We start from the raw sequence: 9,234 nt of genomic DNA, 5'->3' as shown, positions 1-9,234 counted from the left end.
AATGGTTGGTCAGGGATAGAACATTTTAGAAAAGAACATAAATGTTCCCATCCATCCCCACCAGTAATATTCATAATTAGTAAATCTTCAGGTCTATGGGCAAAGTAATTTTGTACGTGCTGCACATGTCTGTGATATGCTTCTTGAAAAAGAACCGCGTCATAAACTAACGTGCCATAGTTTTTTAGCCTATTTTTTTTAATAATTTCTCTGTTTTTTGGTGAAAATTCGTCTAGATTGATTCTCTGCTCAAAGTGGTACTTACAGGACTTTAACCACTGGTTTAAGTCTCTCACTGTTAAAATGAACTTAGAGCCAGGATAGAACTGATCTAATTCTTCAAAACAACAGGCAACGGAGATATCCATAGCTGCATCATAACGATCGATTTCTTCCAATGTTCTAGGGTAATGAATGCTAGCGTATCCCAGGATTTCCAGGGCGGCGTGTAAGCTAGTTGTTCCAGTCTTAGATAACCCAATACCCAAAATTTTTGTAGTCATAGAGTCTTTTACAAAATTGCTCAATAAGAATTGTATCATAGCAAGCCTAAATGATTTGTGTAAGAGGTTGGAGCGCGATTGGCTTTGCCCCGTAGCCTTTCATCCCACATTGCGCACGACAAAACGTACTACATTTTGTCGTGCGCAATGTAGGATATAACTCAATGCCAATTATTTTGGGGCAGATTTTCTGATTTTTTTATGAGTACAAATACTCATATCTCACTCTCGCTATTGTATTGCAAAACGTACTACATTTTGTCGTGCGCAATGTAGGTAATAAAAGTGTGGGAAGGGTGGGGCGGGGGCGCGGGAAGGGTGGGGAGATGGGGAGATGGGGGAGATTTTTATTAAGGGTAATTATCCTGACATGATATTACTAGATAAAATGAGTTTGCTATGTTAAGATAATCTAGAGCTATAATTGAGGTAAAATCAGTTGGCAAGAATTAATCAAAAAGTTGGTTTTATCTGTGGCGCTGGTCATTCGGGATCGACGCTTTTGGGGCTGATTTTGGGAAGTCATCGGGATTGTTTTTATTGTGGAGAGGCTAATAAAACCAGATATTTCCAAGATTTGCATAAACCAGAGAGAAAAAGAACTTGCAAAATTTGCGGTAGTAACTGTCCGGTTTGGGGGGATTTTGTGGTTATCGATAGCCTCGATATCTACGAACAATTATCGCGCCAAACCGGAAAGGCGATCGTTATCGATTCGACCAAAGAAATCAAGTGGATAACAGAACAGATAACCGCGATAGAAAATACAAATTCTCAGATTTTTTTGCTTTTTATGCAAAGAGATGGTCGAGCAGTTATCAATTCTTACCTGAGAAAATATCCAGAAAACAATGTAGAGCAAAGAATTAATAGCTGGGTTGAAAAAATAAATAATACCCAACTATTCTACGAGCAATTTAGCGGAAAAAAAAGCAAAGTTAAATATGAAGAATTAGCTAGTAAGCCCGCAGAAGTAACCAAAAGGTTGTGCGATTTTTTCGAGATCGAATATCAACCGGAAATGGTCGAGTATTACCTGCACGAACATCATCCCATTGGCGGTAACAGCGGGACTCAGTTTTTAGTAGCCAAAGCACAAAATAAAAACTTAGATACCTCTTTTGCTAAAGTTTCCGAAAATCGCCGAGATTATTATCAGAATCACGGTTTAGAAATTAGCTTAGATTTGCGTTGGCGAGAAGAACTAGACCCTGATGTAGAGCGTTTATTTGTGAAAATTGCTGGTAAAATTAATGAAGAATTTAAGTGGGAAGTGTAGAGATGAAAAAAATAGACTTAGTGTTTAGAACTGTCGGAGAACGAACCTCGGATGCGGCGCTAGAATTGGCGGTAAAAAACATTCAGCCCCAACAGGTGCATATTATCGAAAATGTTAAACCATTTTCTAAAGCTGTGCAGCAAATGTTGGCAATAAATTACGATTGCGATTTTGTGGTATTTGCGGATGCTGATTGTTTGATTTTTGAGGATATGGTACCATTTCTCCAGGACAATAACCTTCCTTATGTAGACTGTTACGTTCTCGATCAATTCCGAGGTCACATCCATTGTGGGGTTCATATTACCAGAATTGACGTAGTGCGAACGATGCAAAAAATAGAAATTCCCGAAGGTGATCGCCAATACGTGCTGCGACCAGAGTCTAGCACTCGTAATTTAGCCCTACGTCAGCTAAACCAAGGCAAGGCTTTTAAGCATTTTCAAATCTTTCACGACTTTTTTCAGTATTACCGAGATGTTTTTGTTAAATATGTGATCAGGGAACTAAGAAATCGTAAAGGTTATTTGGAAGCCAAATTAAAAGTTAATCAAGCTGATTGGAAAAAGCAAAGCGAGGACAGCAAGGAACGAGATTTTATTGTGGCTAACTATGCTGTCAACTACAGTCGAAAATTCATTAAAGGAAACCCAGAAGAAATTGAGCAATTAATTGCCGATTTACCGCAGATTGCGATTCGCGAGTTAGAAAAGTTAAATATTGCCGAAAAAGAAGCATTGACTTTACAACAAGTCTTGGAATTATCCGCTAAGATTAATCCGAAAAAATGGCAGCGAAGTAAGCGGATGAAAGTATTTGGGATTGGCTTAAGTCGCACGGGGACAAAAAGCTTAACGGAGGCATTAAATATGTTGGGTATCAATGTCGTTCATTATCCAAATGATGAAACAACTCTGCAAGAATTGATAGCAGGAAATTACGAGTTTTCCTTATTGAATAGTTGGGATGGCATTACTGATATTACTGTTGCTCCTTATTATGCTCAGTTAGATAAAATTTATCCCGATAGTAAGTTCATTCTGACGGTGCGGGAAAAAGAATCTTGGCTCAAATCAATAGAAGCACATTGGAGCAAAAAACCTATCTTTGACGATGCACCGGAAGAGAAAAGTAAAATGCAGTTGAGGAGATTACTACGGAGTGCTGTGTACGGAACTTATCAGTTTAATGCTGACAGATTATCTTATGTTTACGACCTCCACTATAAAAATGTGCTGGAATATTTCCGCGATCGCCCAGACTCTTTATTAGTTATTAATATTTGCCAAGGAGAAGGATGGGACAAGTTATTTCCCTTCTTTGATTTTCCAGTAGGGTGCAACGAACCATTCCCCTACAATAAAAGAAAGATATGAAGATATGAAACATTTATCAAATAGGTGAGGTACACAAGTTTGGGATTTTAGGGAACAGGGAACAGGGAACAGGGAAAAATACTGTACCTTATATTAATGAGGTACGGTAAATAGTAGACAGCATAAGGAGCATAAGGGTTTCCGCCATTTTCCGCATATCACACTAATAAGAGCAAATGCTATAAAAGAAATGCTCCCATCACAGATTTAAATTTTCCTTTCCCGGAAAAAACAGTCCTTGCTGTGACAGAATAAAAATAAGACAGATTCGGAGTTAGGATAAGTGACAACAAGCAACGTAGTTCTAAAAATTGCCCTAAGTGATGCTGATAAATTAGATACAAACAGAGCAGTCAAAAAACTGTTACAGCGAATATTTAAATATGTTTGGCAAAACAAGTTACCCTTCTTTTTTGCGTTAGTGATAATTATTTGTCTGTCAATTATGCAGGCTCTAATTCCCCAGGTTACTCGCTACACGATTGACGTTGTTATCCCCACCAAACAATTGAATTTATTACCTTGGATAGTAGGCGCAATTTTTTTAATTTCTATCCTTACGGGGGTGCTTAATTATGGTCGCACCTATCTGATGTCTTTGTTTGGTGAAAGAATAATTGACAGCATTCGCAACGATATGTACAAACATATTCAGGGGCTATCAATTAGCTTTTTTGAAAATCAGCGGACGGGGGATTTAATGTCACGGCTGGCGAAAGATGTCAATGCAATTGGTACTTTAGTTACTGCTGACATTGCGGAAATTTTAGTAGATGTTTTCACCGTGATTGTCATTATTATTTATCTGTTGACTACTGATTGGCAATTGAGTCTACTGCTGATTTTTACCTGGCCCCTGACGATTTATATGACGCAAGTTTTTGGCAAATCAATGCGGGGTGCTTACCGAGAGGTGGAAGAGCAAGCCGCAGCGGTTAACAATCATCTCCAAGATACAATTTCCAATATTCAGGTCATCAAATCTTTTGGTAACGAACGGTACGAAATTAACCGTTTTTTTGAACAAAGCCGTAGCTATATGGAGGCGAATATTCGCGCTACTCGTCTTTGGTCAATTTTCTTTCCGGTTATTGATGTCCTCAACAACATTGGGAGTGCGATAGTTTTGGTTTTCGGTTCCTGGGAAGTAATAGTTGGTCGTCTGACTATTGGTGAACTAGCTGCTTTTTTAGCCTATGTCTCTCAAGTTAATAGACCAATCCGACGTTTTAGCAAAATGATTCAGCTCGTGCAAAGAGCCCTTGTTGGTTCGGAGCGAGTCTTTGAAATTTTGGAAATGGAACCAGAAGTAAAAGAAAAGGAAGATGCAGTTGTATTAACTTCCGTAGAAGGTAACCTGAAATTTGAAAATGTCGAGTTTGGTTATCAGGAAGGGGAGACAGTTCTACATGACTTTACTCTGGAGATAAAACCGGGAATGACTGTGGCATTAGTGGGTTCTTCTGGTGCGGGAAAAAGCACCGTTGCGAAACTAGCTGCTCGTTTTTACGACCCTCAAAAAGGGAAAATTTTAATTGATAATCGCAATTTGCGGGATATCAGTTTGGAGTCTCTGCGATCGCATCTCGGAATTGTTTCCCAAGAAACTTTACTCCTTTACGGCACGGTACGAGATAATATTGCTTATGGCAAGATTGATGCTACGGATGCGGAAATTGAAGCCGCCGCTAAAGCAGCTAATGCCCATGATTTTATTATCAACTTTCCGGAGGGTTACAATTCAATAATTGGCGAACGCGGTGTGAAACTTTCGGGAGGACAAAGACAGCGTTTAGCTATTGCTCGCATTCTCCTTAAAAATCCCCAATTTGTCATCCTTGACGAAGCAACTTCTGCTCTGGATACCGAGTCCGAACAACTCATCCAAGAGTCTTTGCAGCAACTATTAAAAGACCGCACGAGTTTAGTTATTGCTCACCGACTTTCCACGATTGAAAAGGCAGATAAAATTGTTGTTTTAGAGTCCGGATGCATTTTGGAAACAGGAACGCACCCAGAATTAATTGCTAAAGGGGGAAGGTATGCTTCTCTGCACTCCCGGCAATTTCCGCAAAAATCCAGTCAGTTAGAACCACTAGACATTCAGGACAAAAAACTAGAATATGTTTCATAACCATAACGGTTGAGGTAATCGCTAGTTATTGTTTCAATTGTTTCTAATTCTTGGTTGGTAAAACATCGTTGTTTCTGCCACTGTTGAATTAATTCCGGGTTAAAGGGGGTTTGGGTGTGGGGATGAATGTCTTTAGTCACCCCCAGCAAGCGGGAACCCCCTTTATTTAGTTCGTAAAAATTCAACATCTGCTTGTCGAAGGAAATATCCAAAAAGGCGCATATTTGGCTGCAAACTTTTTCTGGTGTTAAAATCAGGTTTTCATAACGGACTACGAAGACAGTTTCGGGAAAGTTTTCCTTCATTTCCCAGATCCCCTGACCGCGACTTTGGCAAATTGTTGCTGCTTCTTCTAGAGATTTTACAAAATATATATTATCGAGCATTGAGCGAACTATATCTCTGGGGTCTCTGACAATATAGATAAATCGAGCATCGGGGAAGACTTTTTGGGTATAATCTGTATAAGGTTTCTTAGCGTAACAGCCTTTTTTGTTGCCTAGATAGTCTGTACCGCTATTGTTTTGGCAAGCAAAAAAATTAAAGAGAGAGTCAAGAAGCTGACTGATGGTTAAGTCGGTTTTCCAGGAAACGGTGGCGATAAATTGGTCGAGGTTAAAATTTGGCCAACTGTTGAGTTTTTTGTCCGATCGCATTAAGGCGATCGCCACCTCTTTCTGTTCTCGATTTAACTGTTTGGTAGTAAAATCTTTGGCAAATAATTGCTGAATAAAATGCGTCTCCGGCGTTACAGTAATCTGGGGATGTGCAGACAAAACTAGCTGTAGCAAGGTTGTTCCCGAGCGCGGCGCACCGGAGACAAACAAATGATTACTTTCTTTCATACTTCATAACCATAAAAAACTGACAGACTTTCTTTCATTATACAATTGAGATAATCAATATCGGCTGTACTCAAGTTGTCTTTAAATCCACCTACTTTACCTCTGCGAGTTTTGTAAGAGTTGATATCTCCAGGATCTACCGCACTGATGCGCGGCGAGTTAAATTTATTTTCAACTTCCATTTTGCGCATATTCTCAAAACTAGCATATTCTCCTGCTTTTGCAATCAAATCGTCGGCAATTTCTGGTAAACCTAAGAAATGTAACATCCGACGCAATTCTTTTTGGCGATCGCGATGGATATCTTCATAGCGAACCAGTAAAAAATCTTGGGGTACCTCTCGATTTTCTGCCCAGATATTATAAAAAAGGATAAGTGTGGCGAAACTACCATTCTCTTCGCGAATAAATTCCGATAAACTACCGTCATAAGCTTGGCGACGTTTCGTTTTCTGGTAATAGTTAGAGACGATCGCATCTCTGGGATCTCGGACTAAAAAAATTACCCGTTTGTCTTGATATTCAGCTTTTGAGGTTACCAACTCATCCGGTTTTTTCCATTGCGGTTTATCGTCGTGGGATACACAAATCTTGGGAATATCGGGATGTAATTCTCTCAATTTGTCTAGTTCTAAAATATTAGCATCCTTTAACTTAAAGTGCATCTGGAAAACTCTTCCTAACATCAATCGCAGCCAAGTTCGACCGCATTTAGGAAAGGAAATGAGTAAAAAATCAGACTCGTTTTTCCCTTTCAATCGTTTTTCTTTATCTGGTGTCATTGTACTACAAATAAAATCTTAAACAATACAATACTGGGTAAATGGTTGGTAAGCATTCAGCTATCAGCATTCAGCTATCAGCATTCAGCTATCAGCATTCAGCTATCAGCATTCAGCTATCAGCTATCAGCTAATGCGCTACTTGAGGTGCTTTTGAATAAAATAAGCTGTTCGCGCAGCGTGAGCCTTGGCCTTGGCCATAGGCCACGCTTGGCCTATGGCCACGCTGCGCGAACGCGAATGGCCACGCTTGGCCTATGGCCACGCTGCGCGAACGCGAATGGCTGACGGCTGACGGCTGACGGCTGAATGCTTACAATGGTTGGTGATAAAATTGCCCTTAAATCTACCTTTCGATCCTGATCAAAAAATACTTGATCATGAGCCATTTATGCAATCGTTTCAAACAGTTTCATACATAGCTCCTCATATCTAATAATTTGGTAAATGGCGATGAAAAATTTCTACCGCCCTTGCTAAGCCATCTTCAGAACGAATCTTTTACCCTAAAAGACGAGGGCGATACTTCATAGCTTCATCACTGGTTGCAGTGGGAATTGCAGCAACTAATTTCAGCGTTTTTTGCTGACAGGCATATTTTAATAAACGCTTATACAAATTTGGGACTACTGCTGTTTCATCTGAATTATCTGTATCTTAATTAGCAACTTCAACACTCTCTTCATCCGGCACAATCAAATCCAGATCATTATTAGTACCTTGGTCAATGTCATTAGCTGTCATGTCAGAATTTAATTCCATATTTACCTATTTCTAGCGGTTTTCAATTAGGTGAGGTACAAATTTTTGAGGTGCGACCCGTGGCGAATTTAATTCTTAATGCGGAAAGCGCACCTAAGGTTTTAGGGAGCAGGAATCCCCCCTAAGCCCCCGCGCGGAAGGGGGGCTGGGAGCAGGGAGCAGTGAAGTCATAATAGGAACCCACCCCTAACCCCTCCCAGGAGGGGAAGTGAGGGAAGACGGAAAAAATTATGTGTACCTCATTAGACTAGAAACCGCTATACTATTAAATTAGTTGAAACTTGCTTTTTTTGATTTCAAGTATGCGTTGTTCTGCCAACTGTCTAGCAGCTTCACCAGTATTGATTTTCTGTTCATCTGCTAAAAGTAAAATTTCTTGAATAGTAGAATAGATATTATCAAGCTGCTCAAATGCTTTTTCTTCTTCATAACCAATCATTTCATTGTATACATTGATTAATCCCCCAGCATTGATTACATAATCTGGGCAGTAAATAATTCCTCTTGATTCAATTTTTTGACCATGTCTTTGTTCATCTTCTAGTTGGTTATTTGCTGCACCAGCAATAATTTTGGCTTGAATTAAAGGAATAGTTAAACTATTCAAAACTCCCCCTAAAGCACAAGGAGAAAAAATATCAACATCAAGGGAGTAAATTTCACTTGGTTCTACTACCTTGGCTCCATATAATATTTTTGCTATTTCAGTTTTATTCGGGTTTAAATCACTAACAAAAAGTTCTACGCCCTCTTGGTGTAAATACTTGCAAAGACTTTGACCGACATTACCCAAACCTTGAACTGCAACTTTCAGTCCATCCAGTCTTTGTGTCTGCCAACAAAACTCTACAGCTGCTTTAATCCCTAACAAAACTCCTCTAGCCGTAAGTGGAGCCGGTCCTCCTGACTTTTCATATACACCAACTACATAGTTGGTTTCACTTTGAATTGTCCGCACATCTTTAGGAGAAAGATTGACATCTTGACCTGTAATAAAAAGTCCATTCAGACTCTCCACAAAGCGTCCATAAGCTTTTAACATTTCATCAGTTTTGTTCTGAGGATTAGCAATAATTACGCCCTTACCTCCACCCACAGGAATATTCGCACAAGCCGCCTTGTAAGTCATCCCACGGCTCAGACGCAGAACATCTCTCAAGGCATCTTCTTCACAAACATAGGGCCATAAACGAGTTGCCCCCATAGCTTTTCCTGGGCTGGTATCGTGGAGTGCTATGATAGCCCTTAAATCTACCTTTTGATCCTGGTAAAATAACACTTGCTCATGACCCATTTCCGTAGTCGTTTCAAACAGTTTCATACAGATATCCTCATATCTAATAATTTGGTAAATGGCGATGAAAAATTTCTACCGCCCTTGCTACGCCATCTTCAGAACGAATCTTTTCCCCTAAAACGCGAGCGCGAGCCTTCATAGCTTCATCACTGGTGGCAGTGCGAATTGCAGCAACTAATTTTTCTGCTGTTAAGTCTTTGCGTAGGATCGGCGACGTGCCAACACCCAAGGAAGCCACCGTTTGCCCCCAAAAAGG

General features: G+C 39.9%; 7 protein-coding genes and 1 pseudogene. 3 read left to right on the top strand and 5 right to left on the bottom strand.

What is annotated here, in order from left to right:
- A partial coding sequence (locus F6K38_RS29650) for a sulfotransferase family protein (RefSeq protein ID WP_287358661.1) occupies positions 1-503 on the bottom strand: 503 nt, incomplete at its 3' end.
- A gap of 439 nt (positions 504-942) precedes the next feature.
- Here F6K38_RS29650 and F6K38_RS29645 point away from each other — a divergent pair.
- The 3 genes from F6K38_RS29645 to F6K38_RS29635 all read left to right on the top strand — a co-directional run bounded on the left by F6K38_RS29645 (position 943) and on the right by F6K38_RS29635 (position 5,292).
- Positions 943-1,782, top strand: a complete 840-nt coding sequence (locus F6K38_RS29645) for a sulfotransferase (RefSeq protein WP_287358658.1) — start codon at positions 943-945, stop codon at positions 1,780-1,782.
- 2 nt (positions 1,783-1,784) lie between these two features.
- Positions 1,785-3,158 carry a sulfotransferase gene (locus tag F6K38_RS29640; protein ID WP_287358655.1) on the top strand — a complete coding sequence of 458 codons (1,374 nt, stop codon included), beginning with the start codon at positions 1,785-1,787 and terminating at the stop codon, positions 3,156-3,158.
- 283 nt (positions 3,159-3,441) lie between these two features.
- A complete protein-coding gene (locus F6K38_RS29635; protein ID WP_287358652.1) occupies positions 3,442-5,292 on the top strand; it encodes an ABC transporter ATP-binding protein in 1,851 nt (616 codons plus the stop codon).
- Here the strand turns inward: F6K38_RS29635 and F6K38_RS29630 are convergent.
- The 4 genes and pseudogenes from F6K38_RS29630 to F6K38_RS29615 all read right to left on the bottom strand — a co-directional run.
- Positions 5,262-6,137 carry a sulfotransferase family protein gene (locus F6K38_RS29630; RefSeq protein WP_287358649.1) on the bottom strand — a complete coding sequence of 292 codons (876 nt, stop codon included), beginning with the start codon at positions 6,135-6,137 and terminating at the stop codon, positions 5,262-5,264. The genes F6K38_RS29635 and F6K38_RS29630 overlap by 31 nt on opposite strands.
- Positions 6,134-6,919 carry a sulfotransferase domain-containing protein gene (locus tag F6K38_RS29625; protein WP_287358646.1) on the bottom strand — a complete coding sequence of 262 codons (786 nt, stop codon included), beginning with the start codon at positions 6,917-6,919 and terminating at the stop codon, positions 6,134-6,136. The genes F6K38_RS29630 and F6K38_RS29625 overlap by 4 nt, the downstream gene beginning before the upstream one ends.
- A gap of 1,027 nt (positions 6,920-7,946) precedes the next feature.
- Positions 7,947-9,002 carry a tryptophan dehydrogenase ScyB gene (gene scyB / locus F6K38_RS29620; RefSeq protein ID WP_287358643.1) on the bottom strand — a complete coding sequence of 352 codons (1,056 nt, stop codon included), beginning with the start codon at positions 9,000-9,002 and terminating at the stop codon, positions 7,947-7,949.
- A 16-nt stretch (positions 9,003-9,018) separates the two neighbouring features.
- A pseudogene (locus F6K38_RS29615) lies at positions 9,019-9,234 on the bottom strand (glycosyltransferase); the annotation flags it as partial.

Origin of the sequence: Moorena sp. SIO3B2, assembly GCF_010692525.1 — a bacterium.
GTDB lineage: Bacteria > Cyanobacteriota > Cyanobacteriia > Cyanobacteriales > Coleofasciculaceae > Moorena > Moorena producens.
This window is presented reverse-complemented; position numbering and strand designations above follow the sequence as displayed.

Bases quoted from the DNA above. Each gene is read 5' to 3' on its own strand.
- F6K38_RS29625 (WP_287358646.1), bottom strand. From the start codon at position 6,919: ATGACACCAGATAAAGAAAAACGATTGAAAGGGAAAAACGAGTCTGAT.
- F6K38_RS29640 (WP_287358655.1), top strand. From the start codon at position 1,785: ATGAAAAAAATAGACTTAGTGTTTAGAACTGTCGGAGAACGAACCTCG.
- F6K38_RS29630 (WP_287358649.1), bottom strand. From the start codon at position 6,137: ATGAAAGAAAGTAATCATTTGTTTGTCTCCGGTGCGCCGCGCTCGGGA.
- scyB (WP_287358643.1), bottom strand. From the start codon at position 9,002: ATGAAACTGTTTGAAACGACTACGGAAATGGGTCATGAGCAAGTGTTA.